Annotated in this window: 15 protein-coding genes and 1 tRNA gene; 11 read left to right on the top strand and 5 right to left on the bottom strand. The window is 72.4% G+C overall.

Annotated elements, in window-relative coordinates; genetic code table 11:
• The first annotated feature begins 29 nt into the window (after positions 1-29).
• From pdxH to IEQ44_RS11940, 5 genes are all read left to right on the top strand, one after another.
• Positions 30-683 carry a pyridoxamine 5'-phosphate oxidase gene (gene pdxH / locus IEQ44_RS11960; protein WP_193638693.1) on the top strand — a complete coding sequence of 218 codons (654 nt, stop codon included), beginning with the start codon at positions 30-32 and terminating at the stop codon, positions 681-683.
• A complete protein-coding gene (locus tag IEQ44_RS11955) occupies positions 680-2419 on the top strand; it encodes an ABC transporter ATP-binding protein (protein WP_319804641.1) in 1740 nt (579 codons plus the stop codon). Before pdxH ends, IEQ44_RS11955 begins: the two co-directional genes overlap by 4 nt.
• Positions 2416-4392: an ABC transporter ATP-binding protein gene (locus tag IEQ44_RS11950; protein ID WP_193638692.1), complete on the top strand. Its 1977-nt coding sequence runs from the start codon at positions 2416-2418 to the stop codon at positions 4390-4392. Before IEQ44_RS11955 ends, IEQ44_RS11950 begins: the two co-directional genes overlap by 4 nt.
• Before the next feature lie 216 nt (positions 4393-4608).
• Positions 4609-6228 (top strand): MDR family MFS transporter, encoded by a 1620-nt coding sequence (locus IEQ44_RS11945; protein ID WP_319804640.1) that lies wholly within the window; start codon positions 4609-4611, stop codon positions 6226-6228.
• Positions 6221-6709 (top strand): MarR family winged helix-turn-helix transcriptional regulator, encoded by a 489-nt coding sequence (locus tag IEQ44_RS11940; RefSeq protein ID WP_193638691.1) that lies wholly within the window; start codon positions 6221-6223, stop codon positions 6707-6709. The genes IEQ44_RS11945 and IEQ44_RS11940 overlap by 8 nt, the downstream gene beginning before the upstream one ends.
• A 4-nt stretch (positions 6710-6713) precedes the next feature.
• On the opposite strand, the gene IEQ44_RS11935 is transcribed toward IEQ44_RS11940, so the two are convergent.
• Entirely contained in the window at positions 6714-7484 is a 771-nt protein-coding gene (locus IEQ44_RS11935; protein ID WP_193638690.1) for a hypothetical protein, read from the bottom strand.
• Between the two features lie 47 nt (positions 7485-7531).
• Here IEQ44_RS11935 and IEQ44_RS11930 point away from each other — a divergent pair, with 47 nt between their 5' ends.
• Positions 7532-8218: an iron-dependent transcriptional repressor DtxR gene (locus IEQ44_RS11930; protein WP_193638689.1), complete on the top strand. Its 687-nt coding sequence runs from the start codon at positions 7532-7534 to the stop codon at positions 8216-8218.
• Here IEQ44_RS11930 and IEQ44_RS11925 read toward each other — a convergent pair.
• From IEQ44_RS11925 to IEQ44_RS11915, 3 genes are read right to left on the bottom strand one after another with little or no spacing between them, the layout of a single operon-like run.
• Positions 8179-9057, bottom strand: coding sequence for an NAD-dependent protein deacetylase (locus IEQ44_RS11925; RefSeq protein WP_193638688.1), 879 nt, complete (start codon positions 9055-9057; stop codon positions 8179-8181). The two genes, IEQ44_RS11930 and IEQ44_RS11925, sit on opposite strands and share 40 nt — an antisense overlap.
• Positions 9054-9323: a DUF2277 domain-containing protein gene (locus IEQ44_RS11920; protein ID WP_193638687.1), complete on the bottom strand. Its 270-nt coding sequence runs from the start codon at positions 9321-9323 to the stop codon at positions 9054-9056. Before IEQ44_RS11920 ends, IEQ44_RS11925 begins: the two co-directional genes overlap by 4 nt.
• A gap of 4 nt (positions 9324-9327) precedes the next feature.
• The gene (locus IEQ44_RS11915; protein ID WP_193638686.1) at positions 9328-11352 is read right to left on the bottom strand and encodes a beta-propeller domain-containing protein; all 2025 of its coding nucleotides are present in this window, start codon (positions 11350-11352) and stop codon (positions 9328-9330) included.
• A gap of 34 nt (positions 11353-11386) precedes the next feature.
• Between IEQ44_RS11915 and IEQ44_RS11910 the strand changes: the two genes are divergently transcribed.
• From IEQ44_RS11910 to IEQ44_RS11895, 4 genes are all read left to right on the top strand, one after another.
• Positions 11387-11462 (top strand) — tRNA-Arg (locus tag IEQ44_RS11910).
• A 57-nt stretch (positions 11463-11519) separates the two neighbouring features.
• Positions 11520-11984: a hypothetical protein gene (locus IEQ44_RS11905; RefSeq protein WP_193638685.1), complete on the top strand. Its 465-nt coding sequence runs from the start codon at positions 11520-11522 to the stop codon at positions 11982-11984.
• The gene (locus IEQ44_RS11900) at positions 11981-12280 is read left to right on the top strand and encodes a hypothetical protein (RefSeq protein WP_193638684.1); all 300 of its coding nucleotides are present in this window, start codon (positions 11981-11983) and stop codon (positions 12278-12280) included. Before IEQ44_RS11905 ends, IEQ44_RS11900 begins: the two co-directional genes overlap by 4 nt.
• Entirely contained in the window at positions 12280-13161 is an 882-nt protein-coding gene (locus IEQ44_RS11895) for a hypothetical protein (RefSeq protein ID WP_193638683.1), read from the top strand. The genes IEQ44_RS11900 and IEQ44_RS11895 overlap by 1 nt, the downstream gene beginning before the upstream one ends.
• Here IEQ44_RS11895 and IEQ44_RS11890 read toward each other — a convergent pair.
• On the bottom strand, positions 13148-14356 hold the full coding sequence (locus IEQ44_RS11890) for a saccharopine dehydrogenase family protein (protein ID WP_193638682.1): 1209 nt from the start codon (positions 14354-14356) through the stop codon (positions 13148-13150). The two genes, IEQ44_RS11895 and IEQ44_RS11890, sit on opposite strands and share 14 nt — an antisense overlap.
• Positions 14357-14486: 130 nt before the next feature.
• Between IEQ44_RS11890 and IEQ44_RS11885 the strand changes: the two genes are divergently transcribed.
• Complete coding sequence (locus tag IEQ44_RS11885; protein WP_193638681.1) at positions 14487-15665, top strand: LCP family protein; 1179 nt, start codon at positions 14487-14489, stop codon at positions 15663-15665.
• Positions 15666-15673: the final 8 nt, after the last annotated feature.

Below are 15673 nucleotides of genomic sequence, written 5' to 3'. Positions count from 1 at the left end.
GCGCAGGGCGAGTGGCGGAGGAGCGACTGATGCCGGAGCACGAGCAGCATGACCTGGCGCGGCTGCGCCACGAGTACGCCGACGCGGGCCTGGTCGAGGACGACGCGGGCAGCGATCCCTGGCTGCTCTTCCGCCGCTGGTTGGACGAGGCGCTCGCTTCCGGGCTGCACGAGCCCAACGCCATGGTCGTCTCCACCGTCTCCACCGACCGGCGGGTCTCCTCCCGGACCGTGCTGCTCAAGGGGTTCGACGAGCGCGGGCTGGTCTTCTTCACCAACCATGCCTCCCACAAGGGCGCCGACCTGTCAGCCAACCCCGCGTGTGCGGTCGTCTTCCCCTGGCACCCGATCGAGCGGCAGGTGCGCGTCGAGGCGGTGGCGGCGGCGTTGCCGACGGACGAGGTCGAGGGCTACTTCCGCCTGCGGCCACGCGGGGCCCAGATCGGGGCGTGGGCGTCGCGACAGTCGCAGGTGGTGGAGTCGCGCGCGGCGCTCGAGCAGACGTACGCCGAGTACGAGGCGCAGTTCGCCGACCGTGAGGTGCCGGTGCCCCCGACCTGGGGTGGTTACCGCCTGCGGCCGGAGGCCTTCGAGTTCTGGCAGGGCCGCCCCGGGCGGATGCACGACCGGTTGCGCTTCCGCCGCGAGGGTGACTCCTGGCTCCGGGAGCGGTTGGCTCCGTGAGGCGGTTGCTGGGCCTGGCGAGGGAGTACGTCCGTCCCTACCGCGGGCACCTGCTGGCCATCGTGGCGCTGCAGTTCGCCTCCACGCTGGCCCTGCTCTACCTGCCCTCGGTCAACGCCCGGATCATCGACGACGGCGTGGTCACCGGAGACATCGGCCTGATCTGGCGCCTGGGCGGGGTGATGCTCGCCGTCACGCTCGGCCAGGCCCTCTGCGCGGTCGTCGCGGTCTGGTTCGCGGCGCGGATGGCGATGGGCTTCGGTCGTGACCTGCGGGCGTCGATCTATGCACGGGTGGGGGAGTTCTCCGCGCGTGAGGTGCAGCAGTTCGGCGCGCCGTCGCTCATCACCCGCCAGACCAACGACGTGCAGCAGGTGCAGATGGTGGTGCTGATGTTCGGCACCATGGCCGTCTCCGCGCCGATCATGATGGTCGGCGGGGTGGTGATGGCGCTGCGCGAGGACGTCGGCCTGGCGTGGCTCGTGGCGGTGGTCGTCCCGGTGATGGCGCTCGCGATCGGCACGATCGTGTCGCAGATGGTGCCCAGCTTCCGCCGCATGCAGGTGCGCATCGACGAGGTCAACCGCCTGCTGCGCGAGCAGGTCACGGGCGTACGCGTGGTGCGCGCCTTCGTGCGGGAGCGTCACGAGGTCGCCCGGTTCGACGTCGCCAACGACGCGCTCACCTCGGTGGCGGTGACCGCCGGGCGGTGGATGGCGGCGATGTTCCCCACGGTCATGGTCGTCTCCAACGTGGCCACCGTCGGCGTGATCTGGTTCGGCGGGCAGCGGGTCGAGGCCGGGGCGATGGAGGTCGGGGCCATCACCGCCTACATCTCCTACGTCATGCAGATCGTGATGTCGGTGATGATGGCGACCTTCATGCTCATCATGGTGCCGCGGGCGGCGGTCTGCGCCGACCGGATCGGCGAGGTGCTCGACACCGAGTCGTCGGTCGTGCCACCCACCGACGGGGTGACGCAGCTGCCGGCCCCCGGTCACCTCGACCTGGTCGACGTCACCTACGCCTACCCGGGGGCGGAGGCCCCGGTGCTGCACCGGGTCAGCCTCACGGCGCGACCCGGCGAGACGGTCGCGGTGGTCGGCTCGACCGGCTCGGGCAAGTCGACACTCGTCAACCTCGTGCCCCGGCTCTTCGACGCCACCGACGGTGCGGTGCGGGTCGGGGGTGTCGACGTGCGCGAGCTCGACCTCGAGACGCTGTGGGCCCACCTGGGGCTGGTGCCCCAGAAGGCGTTCCTCTTCTCCGGCACGGTCGCCGACAACCTGCGTCACGGCCGGCCGGACGCGACCGAGGAGGAGATGTGGGCCGCGCTGGAGGTCGCGCAGGCGCGTGACTTCGTCGAGCAGATGCCCGGGGGGCTGCAGGCGACCATTGCCCAGGGCGGCACCAACCTCAGCGGCGGTCAGCGGCAACGGCTCGCCATCGCGCGTGCGGTGGTCCGCCGCCCGGCGATCTACCTCTTCGACGACGCGTTCTCGGCCCTCGACATGGCCACCGACGCGCGCCTGCGTGCTGCCCTCGCCCCCATCACCCGGGACGCCACGGTGGTGGTGGTCGCGCAGCGGGTGGCCTCCATCCGCGACGCCGACCGGATCGTGGTGCTCGACGACGGCCGGGTGGTCGGTGAGGGCACGCACGACGAGCTGCTCACCTCGTGTGCCACCTACGCGGAGATCGTCGCCTCGCAGGCCACCGGGACGGAGGCGGCATGAGCGGTCAGCCTGCCTCCGCGAGCCCCGGTGGGTCCCGCGACCTCAAGCAGACCGAGCGCATCGTGCGCGGGGGGCACGGCCCCGGCGCCGGCATGGTCGGGCAGAAGGCGGAGGACTTCTGGTCCTCGGGCCGGCGCGTGCTGGGCCTGCTGCGCCCGCAGCGGCTGCGCACGAGCCTGGTGCTCGCGCTCATCGTGGTCAGCGTGGCCCTCACCTCGGTGGGCCCTCGCATCCTCGGCCACGCCACCGACCTCGTCTTCGCCGGGTTGATCGGTCGGCGCCTGCCCGAGGGGATGACCCGCGAGGAGGCCGTGCGGTGGTTGCGTGAGCGCGGTGACGACGAGGTGGCCGACATGGTCGGCGGGATGGACGTCGTGCCCGGGCAGGGCGTCGACTTCGACGCCGTCGGCAGCGTGCTGCTCGGGGTGCTGGCGCTCTACGTCGTCGCTGCCCTGGTCTCGTGGCTCGCCGGCTTCGTGGTCAACGACGTGGTCCAGCAGACCGTGCGGGGCCTGCGCAGCGACGTGGAGGAGAAGGTGCACCGGCTTCCGCTCGGCTACTTCGACCGGCAGCCCCGCGGCGAGATCCTGAGCCGCGCCACCAACGACATCGACAACCTCGCCCAGTCGCTGCAGCAGACGCTGAGCCAGGTGCTGACCGCCCTCTTCACGGTGCTCGGCATGCTGGCGATGATGCTGTGGATCTCACCGCTGCTCGCCCTGGTCGCCGTCGTGTCGGTGCCGGTGACGATGCTGGCCACGTCGGCGGTGATGAAGCGTTCGCAGCAGCTCTTCATCGCCCAGTGGCGCGAGACCGGTCGGCTCAACGCCCACGTCGAGGAGTCGTTCACCGGCCACACGCTTGTGCGGGTCTTCGGCCACCGCGACGCCGACCGCGCCCGCTTCGCCGAGGTCAACGACGAGCTGCACTCCGCCGCCTGGTCAGCACAGTTCGTCTCCGGGCTGATCATGCCGGTCACGATGCTGGTCGGAAACCTGGCCTACGTCGTGGTCGCGGTCGTCGGCGGCCTGCGGGTGACCAGCGGTGCGCTCTCCATCGGAGAGGTGCAGGCGTTCATCCAGTACACCCGCCAGTTCAACCAGCCCGTCTCCCAGCTGGCGTCCATGGCCAACCTCCTGCAGTCGGGGGTCGCCTCCGCCGAGCGGGTCTTCGAGCTGCTCGACGGCCCGGAGGAGGTGGAGTCCGCCTCGGGTGCGCTCGTCGACGACGGTGCGGGCGAGGTCCGGTTCGAGGGCGTGTCGTTCTCCTACGACCCGGAGCGCGAGCTGATCCGTGACCTGTCGTTGGTGGCGCGCCCGGGGCAGACGGTCGCCATCGTGGGTCCGACCGGAGCGGGCAAGACCACGCTGGTCAACCTGGTGATGCGCTACTACGAGGTCACCGGCGGACGCATCACCCTCGACGGCGTCGACATCGCCACGGTGCCCCGCGCACAGCTGCGCGCCCGGATCGGCATGGTGCTGCAGGACACGTGGCTCTTCCGCGGCACGATCGCGGAGAACATCGCCTACGGCCGGCCCGACGCCACCCGCGAGGAGGTGCTGGAGGCGGCGCGGGCCACCTTCGTCGACCGCTTCGTGCACTCGCTGCCCGACGGCTACGACACGGTCGTCGACGAGGAGGGGTCGAACCTCTCGGCGGGTGAGCGCCAGCTCGTCACGATCGCGCGCGCCTTCCTGACCGACCCGGCGCTGCTGATCCTCGACGAGGCGACCAGCTCGGTCGACACCCGCACCGAGCTCCTGCTGCAGCAGGCCATGGGGGCGCTGCGGGCCGACCGCACCTCCTTCGTGATCGCCCACCGGCTCAGCACGATCCGCGACGCCGACCTGATCCTGGTGATGGAGGAGGGCCGCATCGTGGAGCAGGGCTCGCACGCCGAGCTCCTGGCCGCGAAGGGGGCGTACGCCCGACTCGCCGCCGCCCAGTTCGCCGCGGCTGCCACCGACTGAGGACGGGGGCCGCCGACCAGCGAGCCTGGACCCGTGTCACGGGGAAGCAAGCCGAAGCCCGGTCCGGAGGGACTCCAAGAGGTCCCCTTTCGACGTGGTCGTGCCGCCGCCGTTGGTTGCCAGAGTCAACGATCAGGCGTATGGTTGCGCGCGGCAACCATTGGGTCATTCCCGGGTCGCCGCTCGACCACACGTCGTCCCCGCGAAAGAGTCTTTGTGAGCACCTCCACCTCCCCGTCCGCCCCAGCGGTCGACTCGGCACCGTCGGCCTCGCCCGGCGCACCGATGACCCACCAGCAGATCCTGCAGGCGCTCTCCGGCCTGCTGCTGTCGATGTTCGCCGCGATGGTCGCCTCGACGATCGTCAACACCGCGTTGCCCCCGATCGTGGCCGACCTCGGCGGCAGCCAGACGGGCTACACCTGGGTCGTGGTCGGCACCCTGCTCGCGATGACCGCGACCACGCCGGTCTGGGGCAAGCTGGCCGACCTCTTCAACCAGAAGGTCCTCACCCAGACCGCGCTGACGATCTTCGCCGTCGGCTCCCTGGTCGCCGGCTTCTCCACCTCGATGGAGATGCTCATCGGGGCGCGCGTCATCCAGGGTCTCGGCATCGGTGGCCTGATGGCGCTCGTGCAGGTCGTGATCGCCAGCATCGTGTCGCCGCGCGAGCGCGGCCGCTACGCCGGCTACCTCGGCTCGGTCTTCGCCGTCGCGACGGTCGGCGGACCGCTCATCGGTGGTCTCGTGGTCGACACCCTCGGGTGGCGCTGGTGCTTCTGGGTGAGCCTGCCCTTCGCGGTCGCCGGCTGGCTGCTCCTCCAGCGCACCCTGAAGCTGCCGCAGCGCCCCCGCAAGCAGGTCTCCATCGACTACGTCGGTGCGTTCCTGGTGATGCTGGGCGTCTCGTTGCTGCTGGTGTGGATCTCCCTGGCCGGCAACCAGTTCGCCTGGACCTCGACCATCAGCCTTGTCCTCGTGGTCTCCGCGGTCGTGGTCACGCTCGTCGCCGTCTGGTGGGAGGCGAAGGTGGCCGTCGACCCGCTGATCCCGCTGCGCCTCTTCCGCGACCGCACCACCTCCCTGGCCACCCTTGCCTCGGTCTCGGTCGGCATCGCGATGTTCGGCTCCGGCGTCTACCTCAGCCAGTACTTCCAGCTCGCCCGGGGGATGAGCCCCACCACCGCCGGCCTGATGAGCATCTGCATGGTGCTCGGCACCATGGTCGCCGGCATCGTCTCGGGGCGCCTGATCTCCGACACCGGGAAGTGGAAGCGCTACCTCGTCGGTGGCGCAGTGCTCGTCATCGTCGGGCTCGGCCTGCTCGGCACCATCGACCGGGAGACCTGGCTCGTGCAGGTCGGTCTCTTCATGCTCGTCCTGGGCCTCGGCGTCGGGGCGATCCAGCAGAACCTGGTGCTGGCGGTCCAGAACAACACCGCGTTCGCCGACATCGGTGCGGCCTCCTCGCTCGTCGCGTTCTTCCGCTCCATCGGTGGTTCGGCGGGCGTCGCGGCCCTGGGCGCGGTGCTGGCCCACCAGGTCTCCGACTCCGTGCGCGCGGGCCTGCAGCGGCTCGGCATGGCCCTGGGCGGCGGCAGCGACTCGCAGTCGGTGCCCGACCTCGCCACCCTGCCGACCCCTGTCCGTCTCGTCTTCGAGAACGCCTACGGTGACGCCATCGCCTCGGTCTTCGCGCTGACCGTGCCCTTCGCGGTGCTCACGCTGGTCTGCGTGCTCTTCATCCAGGAGGTGCCGCTGCGCCACACCGTGCAGCGGGCCGACGAGAGGCCCCACGTTGACGCGGACGCGGAGCCGGTGGGGCACGATGGGTGACGTGGACCCCGACGACCAAGCCGGACGCGACCGCGTGCTGGAGACCCTCGAGCGCGAGGTCGGCGTGCTCATGCGCCGGGCCCGGCGGGTGATGGCGGTGCGCGCCACCCTCGTGCACCCCGAGCTGGTGCCGACCTCCTACATCGTCCTCGGACTCATCTGTGAGCGGGGCTCGGTGCGCGCCTCGGAGGTGGCCGGCTGCTTCGACCTCGACAAGGGTGCGGTGAGCCGGACGGTGCAGCACCTGGTCGACCTCGACCTCGTCGAGCGCCGCTCCGACCCCGACGACCGGCGCGCGACGCTGCTCGCGCCCACCCCCGACGCCCTGGAGCGGATGCGCCACCTCGTCCACGTGCGCCGCGCCCGCCTCAAGGAGCGCCTCGGCGGATGGGACGACGAGAGCCTGGCCGCGTTCGTGCGCGACCTGGGGCGCTACAACCTCGCCCTCGAGGAGATCGAGGAGTCGGGCACCGACGCCTGATCCGTCAGCCGAACCGCTCTGGGTCGACCGCGACCCACACGTGCTCGGCGAGGGCCACGACGGCGCCGCCGGGGGCGTACAGCGTGGAGGCCGTGAAGGTCTTGCGTCCCTCGGAGCCGCGGTGCTCGCCGACGACGACGTGGGTCTCACCGACCTCGGGCAGGGCGTCGACCCGGGCGGTCATCTGGCCCAGCACCATGGGACGGCCGAGCAGGTCCTCGGCCCAGCCGCCGACGCAGTCGAGCGCGGCCCAGGTGACGGGCAGCGCCACGTGGCGACCGGCCTGGCCGTAGACGTGCCAGTCCTCGCTGAGGCTCGGGTGCGGCGTCCACGTCGCGGCGACGCGCCGGCGCCCCTCGACGGGGTCGACCTCGCCGGGGAAGATCCGCAGGCCGTCGCCCTCCTCCCGCTCGGGGCCGCAGGCGAAGCAGGTGGGGAAGGGGTGCTGCGCCGCCCCGGCGTAGGTCGCCTCGGCGGCGTGGGCGGCGTCCTGACCCACCGGCGCCACGGGCAGCAGCTCGTCGACCGAGGGCACCGCCTCGGCGACCACGGCACCGTCGTGGAGCAGGGTCGTGGTGCCTTGGACGTCGGTCACCGTCATCGTCACGTCGAGCGGCGGGGGCTGCCGGAGGCGTACGCGCACCGGAGGCCAGGCGTCCGCGCGGTCGGTGGGGCAGCCGTGCTCGACGTGGGCGGCCAGCTCCCCGGCGGTCCACCCGCCGTTGCCCGACCTCGGGGGGCCGCAGTAGCGCGAGGGAACGATCAGGGTGCTCATGCGGCCAGCGTGCCACTCCTTGGCCCGGATGGGACACAATGGCTGGCGTGAGCGACCTCATCGACACCACCGAGATGTACCTCCGCACGATCTTCGAGCTCGTGGAGGAGGGGATCGTCCCGCTGCGGGCCCGGATCGCGGAGCGCCTGCACCAGAGCGGGCCGACGGTGTCGCAGACGGTGGCCCGCATGGAGCGCGACGGGCTGCTCACCGTGGAGGGCGACCGTCACCTCGAGCTGACCGAGGAAGGCCTGCGCCTCGCCACCCGGGTGATGCGCAAGCACCGCCTCGCCGAGCGCCTGCTCACCGACGTGATCGGCCTCGACTGGGAGCTGGTGCACGCCGAGGCCTGCCGCTGGGAGCACGTGATCTCCGAGACCGTGGAGCGTCGGCTCATCGAGCTGCTCGACAACCCCACCGAGTCGCCCTACGGCAACCCGATCCCCGGGCTGGAGGAGCTGGGCCAGTCGCCCAGCAACGAGTCGTTCATGCACGGCGTGGCCCCGCTGTCGAAGGTCGCGACCTTCGACGCCGCGCGGGTGCACGTGCGGCGCATCTCCGAAGAGATGCAGAAGGACGAGGAGCTGATGGCGACCCTGCGCCGCGTCGGCGCCGTGCCGGACAAGACGGTCAAGATCGTCGCCACCGCCGAGGGCGTGATGGTGGGCTCGGGCGGCGAGGCGGCCGAGATCGACTACGAGTCGGCCGACCACATCTTCGTACGCTCGGTCTGACCTGCCCGCAGCGCCGCCAGCGCGGTCAGGAACTCGCTGCACCCGGCGTCGAGCCGCACCGTGGCGAGGTCGTCGCCGCGGGTCGCACCGCGGTTGACGAGCACCACCGGCGTGCCCTGGCGCGTGGCCCGCTTGACGAAGCGCAGCCCGCTCATCACGCTCAGCGACGTGCCCACCACCAGCAGGACACCGTCGGCCTCCGGCAGTGCGTCGACGGCGGCGTAGCAGCGCTCCACCCGGTTCTTCGGCACGTTCTCGCCGAAGAAGACCACGTGGGGCTTGATCGGACCGTCGCAGAGCGGGCAGCCCGGCACGGTGAAGTCGGCCGTCTCGGCCAGCTCGACGTCACCGTCGGGCCGAGTCGCCACGTCGGCGTGCGCCTCGGCCCACCCGGGGTTGGCGGCCTCGAGCATGCGCTGCACCGCCGCGCGCGACATCACGGTGGCGCAGGCCAGGCAGATGACCTGGCTGACCCGGCCGTGCAGCGCCACGACGCGACGGGTGCCGGCCGCCTCGTGCAGGCCGTCGACGTTCTGGGTGATCAGCAGCTCAGGGTCGAGCGCCGCCAGCGCGCGGTGGCCCGCGTTGGGCTCGGCGGCGCCCATCCGGCTCCAGCCCACGTGGCTGCGCGCCCAGTAGTGACGGCGCGCCTCGGGGGTGGCGACGAACTCGGCCCAGGTCATCGGGGTGCGGGGCACCGAGCCGGGCCCCCGGTAGTCGGGGATGCCGGAGTCGGTGGAGAGCCCGGCGCCGGTCAGCACGACCAGCGGCCGGTCGGCGACCAGGTCGAGCGCAGGTCCGAGGGCGGCCCCGGCGTCCGGTGTCGTCACGAGGGTCATCGGGCGTAGCGGGCCTCGGCGCGGGCCCGGGCCTTCGCGGCCTCCACCTCGCGGTCCTTCGGCGGGGCAGTGGTGACCAGGGAGTCGAGCAGGCGACGGGTGGCGACGGTGACCTCGGCGACCGCGGCGTCGAACGCCTCGCGGTTGGCGAGCGAGGGCTGCGTCGTGCCGGCGACCTTGCGGACGTACTGCAACGCCGCCGCGGCGACCTCACCGTCGGTCGCCGGCGGCTCGAAGTTGTTGAGCGGGCGGATGTTGCGGCACATGTGGTCAATCTACGTCGAAGAACTCCACCGAGTCACCGGCCACGAGCACCACGTCGCCCGACGGCAACGGCACCAGTCGCACGTCGCCGACGTCGTGGCCGTGGGCCACCTCGGTGCGCGTCTCGTGCAGGCGTCCGCCGGCCAACCGGAGGGCGGAGACCCAGGCCGTACGCCCCACCCAGCCGTCGGTGACCACGGTCAGGGCCGTGCGTCGCTCGGGCAACCACGTGAACTGGCGCGGGTCGGTGCCGGCGCCCGCCTGCGTGCCCTCGGGATAGGTGACGGTGTCGAGGCGACGCGGGCGGGCCAGGTCGGTGACGAGGAAGAGCGCGGCCTGGGCGCCCCGCAGCGCTCCGGACCGGCTGGCGTCCTGCCCGATGCCGATGAGGCGGTGCGGCCCCACGGGGTGCAGATATTCGGAGAAGCCCGGGATCTTGAGCTCGCCCAGGAGCGTGGGGTCTGTGGGGTCGGAGAGGTCGACGGCGTAGAGCGGGTCGACCTGACGGAAGGTCACCACGAAGGCGAGGTCGTCGAACCACCGCACGGCCTTGATCTCCTCGTTGACGCCGAGACGGTCGACGCGCCCGCGCTCGACCAGTCGTCCGTCGTCCTCGGCGAAGGTGACGACCGAGTTGAAGTTTCCGGTGGCCGTCGTGGCACCCACGGCCACCCGCAGCACGCCGTCGACCGAGTCCATCGACCAGCGGTCGCGCACGGAGCCGTCGACCCGACCCGAGGCGACGAAGGCGGTGTCGGTGCCTTCGAGGGCGAAGGAGTAGAGGTGGCTGCGCCCCTCGTCGGGGTCGGGCGCGAACCTGCCGTCGGAGGGCCGGCGCCAACCCCAGCCGCTCATCATCGGCGCGGTGGCGAGGTGCAGGCGGTCGGGTGAGAAGTAGGCGACGTCCGTGGCCGCGGCGACCGCCACGGTCGTACGCTCCCGCGCGTCGTCGGCGTGGAAGGTCACCGTGGTCAGGGTGCCGAGGGGGCTCGTCGCTCCGGGCACGGCCACGTCGGCGCAGGCCACGGCCTGCTCGGCCTCTCCGTCGGCCTCGTCGACGAACGAGGGCAGCCAGTCGGCCAGCGTGCTCGCGCGCACCTGATCCTCGTTGTGACGCTGGGCCGTCCTCGCGTCCCGGTCGTCGTCGGGGTGACGGAAGTCGAGGTCGGGCAGGTCGTTGCGCACCACCACCCTGACCACGTCGCCGTGCTGACGGGCCGTCACCAACGTGGCGTCGTACACGGTCTCGGAGACCACCTCGGGGGCGACCGGGTCGGAGACGTCGAGCGTGACCACGCGCGTGGCGGGCGTGTCCACCTCGTCGCGGAGGGAGTCCGGTGGGGAGGTGGTGCCCAGTGCCACGACGGTGTCGCCGACCAGCAGGACCTCGGGCTGCTCCATCTCGGGCAGGACGGTGCGGGAGAGCTCGCGGGGCGCGGTGCCGGTGACGTCATGGATGACGAGGTCGCCGTCGCGCACCCGCAGCAGCAGGCTGCCGTCGGTCTTGACGGTGTCGGGCTCGTCGACGCCCTCCTCCTGCACGTTGGTGCCGGTCGCGCTCGAGGTCGCCGCCCGGGGCGTGGGTGCCGCGGCGTCCGCGCGGCCGGCCGTCGCCTGGGGGCCGGCCAGCTCGGCGATGGGGCTGCGCAGCAGGGGGTGGTGCCACCCGCCCTCCCAGCCCCACGGTCCGACGACCTCCAGGGCTCGTTCCTGGTAGGAGGCGAGCAGCTCCTCGCAGGAGTCGACGGGTGCCAGGTCGGCGTTGGCGAGGCGGAACGGGTCCGAGGCGGGGGACGCGGAGTGGGGCGGGGCGGGTGAGGGAGGTGCGTCGTGCTGCCCGACGAGCACGCCGGCGCCGAAGACGCCCCCGACGGCGAGCACGCTGCCGGCGGCCAGCAGCGGTCCGCGGCGGCGGGTCCTGGGAGCGGCAGTGGGGCGCGAGGTCGGGTGCGAGGTCGTCATGCAGGTGTGACGCGGCAGGCCGCCCCGCGGTTCCCGGGCCGCGCACGGACAGTTCCGCGCTCGTGCCAAGATGTCCCCTGACGTCGGAGGGTCCCGGCGTCACGCCCCAGTAGCTCAGTGGATAGAGCAGCCGCCTCCTAAGCGAAAGGTCGCAAGTTCGACTCTTGCCTGGGGCACCACACCGCACGGCCACACCTGCACCCGCCACGTGACGTCCACAGCCGTCCGGATGGCCGGTGGCTGGGGACAGCGTCTCCGTCGCTCGGCGTCCGGCCGCGACGCTGGGGTCCATGCCGACGCACTTCTCCCACGCCACCGACGACACCGACACCACCCCGGGCAACCTCGACGACGCCCTGGCGCGCATCGACGCCCGCGCCCGACGCGCCCACGACGCCTTCGAGCGAGCCCGGGACTTCGCCACCGCCCTCGAGGGGGTCAGGGGTCGCGGCGAGTCCTCCGGAGTCCGGGTGGTGGTCGACCAGCACGGGCTGCTCCGTGAGGTCACCTACCCCGACCCCCTCCCGGCCCCGACACCGTCGAGCCTGCTCGCGCAGGCGACCGTACGTGCGCACCGCGCCGCCCTGGCCGATGCCCTCGCGCAGCTCGCCGGCCACGCCCGCACGACGTGGGGTGACGACCCCCTCGCCACGCAGGTGGTCGACGAGGCGCGTGCCCGGTTCGTGGGGGCCGGGTCATGATCCTCGAGGTCGACGGCGACCGGCTGCGTGCCCTCGCGGGGGCCTGGGAGGAGACCGGTGACTCGGTGAGCGCCCACCGCACCACGATCGCCTCGGTGGGCTCCGGAGGTCAGGACTTCGGTCGGCTCAACCAGTTCCTGACACCGGCCCTGCTCGGGTTCGTGCACCTGGCCACCCGCGCCGCCGAACGGTGCGGCGACACGTGGCAGCAGGGAGCCCTGGCGGCCCGGGACACCGCCAACGACATCCACCTCGTCGACCTGGAGGTGGCGCGAGCCCTGGGGGGTGGTCGCTGATGGACGCCTGGGCGGGAGCGGGCGTGCCGCACGACGCGGCACTGGTGGCGAGCAGCCTGCGCGAAGGCGACTGGGTCGAGGCGAGTCTCTACGGGCTGAGCGCGGGGCTGGGGGCCGTCGGCTTCGTGGCCGACCCGGTGGCCGCCCTGACCTCGGCCGGGGTCGGCTGGGCGATCGAGCACGTCGGGCCGCTGCGGGAGATGCTCGACGACCTGGCGGGCGACCCGACGTCCGTGATGGCGGACGCGGGCCGACTGGAGGACGCGGCCGCCGCCACCATGACGTCGGTGGGCGTGGTCCGGGAGACGACGTCACGTCACCTGGGCGACATGGCGGGGGAGGCAGTGGCCGCGGCCGCCGAGTTCGCTCGGGGAGCAGGCGCCGACTGCGAGGTGTTCGCCGCCCTGGTGGCAGCGGGTGCCGAGGCCATGCGACGGGCCTCGGGATTGGTGACCGTCGTGCGGGGCCTCGTGCGCGACGCGATCTCCGAGCTGGTCGGCATGGCGACCAGCAGCGCGGTCACGGTCGTGGTCACCGCCGGGGCTGCGGTGCCGGGGGTGGTGCTCCGGGTGGCGGCGCGGGCCCGCACCCTGACCGCCCGACTGAGCTCCACCCTGGCGGCGCTGGCCCGCTCGGTCGAGGGACTGCGGCTGTTGCTCGACCGCGCCGAGGGAGTGCTGGCCGGCCTGGTCCGGGCGGCGGGAGACCGGACCCCCTCGCGGATCCCGGCCGGCGCCACACCGGTCCAGGCATGGGCAGACGGCCTGGTCCGACGGGTGCACGCCGTGCGCCCCACCCTGGAGGCGTTGCACACGGTGCCCGGCGGGCTGGCCGTCGTCGTGCACGGGCCGCCCGACGGGGAGGAGCTCAGCTGTCGATGACCTCGAAGCGCATCCCGTGACGCTCCAGACGTTCGCGCAGCCGGGGTCCCATCGCCACGGCGGTGGTGACCTGTCCGGCAGTCTCGGGGTTGTCGTCGCGCAGCAGGCACAGCGCCGCCTCGCCCAGCATGACCGCGGTCTCGTCGTAGCCGGGGTCGCCGCCGCTGACGCGGGTGTGCACCCGCTGCCCGCCGCCCTCGCCGATGAAGTCGACGGTGAACCAGGAGCGAGCCCGCTTCTCCGCCGAGGGTCCGGAGCCCGCGGGCACCCGCTTCTCCAGCTGTCGCCGCAGTGGCGGGACCTTTGCGGCCGTTGCCAGCCCGGCGACCGCGACCCCGCCCAGCACCGCGCGCTTCAACGTACGGATGCCCGCGAAGTGGGAGTACGTGAAGCGCGGACCGTAGTCGGCGAGGGCGGCGCCGCTGCGCGCCACGATCACCGGGTCGACCGTGGGCAGCGGCAGCAGCCAGTAGCCCAGGTCGGGGTCGCGGTGGGGGCGCGGGGCGGTGGCCCGCGACGTACGCCCCTCGGGGCGCTGCTCGACGGCGCGACGTGCGCGGGCCGCCTCCCGGGCCTCGCCCATGCGGCCCATCGCGTTGAGGGCCGAGGCGTAGGTGCCGCCGGAGAAGGCGGCCGAGGAGCGCACCACGCCGCGCACCGTGAGGGGCACGTCGGAGGGCAGCTGCTCGACCGTGAACTGGGCGCCCAGGTCGTGGGGCACCGAGTCGAAGCCGCAGGCGTGCACCAGGCGGGCGCCCGACTCGACGGCTGTGGCGTGGTGGGCCGTCCAGCTGCGGTCGACGAACTCGGCCTCGCCGGTCAGGTCGAGGTAGTCGGTGCCGGCGCGGGCACACGCGCCGACGACCGCGTCTCCGTACTTCAGGTAGGGGCCCACGGTGGTGGCGAGCACCCGGGTGCGCGCCGCGAGCGCGTCGAGGCTGGTCGTGTCGGTGACGTCGACGACGACGGAGGCGACCGGGGGAGAGGGGTGGTCGGCCAGGTCAGCCACGAGGCGCTGAAGGGCCGCCTCCGAGCGGGCCGCGACGGCCCACCGGACGTCGGCGGGGGCGTGCGCCGCGAGGTGCTGGGCGGTCAATCGGCCCACGAAGCCGGTGGCCCCGAGCAGGACGACGTCGAGGTCACGCGCGGAGCCGGAGGGGCGGTCGGGCCGGGAGTCGCTCTGGGAGTCGGGCATGGGCTCCATCGTGACAGGGGCCACCCGCAGGCCCAAGGGTCCGGGAGCACGAAGTTGCGCGTTTGCCGTAGATTCGTCCTGTCCGGCGGCTACCGTCACCGGCGCTGTCCCCTGAACTCCCGAGGTGTGCGTGAGCGAGGCATCCGAGCGTCCGGAGGGGTCCGACCAAGGCCCCAAGCGGCGTGGCAAGGCGAAGAAGCGCCACACCGTCGGGATGGTCATCCTCTCGACGATGCTGACTCTCACCCTCGTCACCGGCCTGGGTGCCGTCGCCGTCTACCGCTCGATCACGAGCAACATCGACGGTTCCGACGCGATGGAGCACGTCGACAACCGGCCCGAGGACTTCGACACCGGCCCGAAGAAGGCCGTCCGCATCCTGGTGATGGCCTCGGACACCCGCGACGGTGAGGACAACAAGATCGACAACGAGGAGGGTGGCCTCTCCGACACGACGATCCTGCTCCACATCTCCGCCGACCGCACCCGCGCCTACGGCATCTCGATCCCGCGTGACTCCATCGTCGACCGTCCCGCCTGCGGCCCCGACAACAGCATCCCCGAGCAGTCGGAGGCCATGTGGAACGCCGCCTACAAGGTGGGGGGCGAGGGATGCACGGTCGAGCAGTTTGAGCAGAGCACCGGCGTGCGCGTCGACGGCTTCGTGACCATCGACTTCGCCGGCTTCAAGGACATGGTCGACGCCATCGACGGTGTGCCGATCTGTCTGCCCTTCGACGTCAACGACGACAAGGCGAAGATCTACCTCAAGGCCGGCGAGCGCGAGGTCATGGGTGACGAGGCCCTGGACTACGTCCGGGTGCGCAACATCGGCGACGGCACCGACATCGGCCGCATCTCGCGGCAGCAGACCTTCATCGCCTCCATGGTGAAGAAGGTCAGCTCCGCCGGCACCCTGGCCCGGCCGGACCGGGTGCTCGGCTTCCTCTCGGCCGTCGCGAAGTCGTTGACGATCTCCGACAACATCAACAACACCAAGCAGCTGGCCGGCATCGCCCTCAGCCTGCAGAACATCGGCATGAGCAAGGTGCAGTTCGTGACCGTGCCCTTCTCCTACTTCCCGCGCGGGCACCAGCACTTCGGGAGGGTGGCGTGGACCGACCAGGCCGACGAGCTGTGGGAGCGCGTGAAGTTCGACCGTCCCCTGGGCCCCGAGCTGACCAGCAAGGCCATCAGTGCCGATCGCGCCCCCGGGGGTCGCGGTGACGGCGGTGGCGGCAAGGGTGGCAAGCGGGGGCCGTCGGAGGACGAGAAGCAGGCGGCCGAGTTCGAGGCCCGCTGCGCCTGAGGCCGGTG

The sequence above is a fragment of the Nocardioides malaquae genome (assembly GCF_015070385.1).
Lineage (GTDB): Bacteria > Actinomycetota > Actinomycetes > Propionibacteriales > Nocardioidaceae > Nocardioides > Nocardioides malaquae.
Note: the sequence above shows the minus strand (reverse complement) of the source record. Positions and strands in the feature narration are given on the sequence as shown.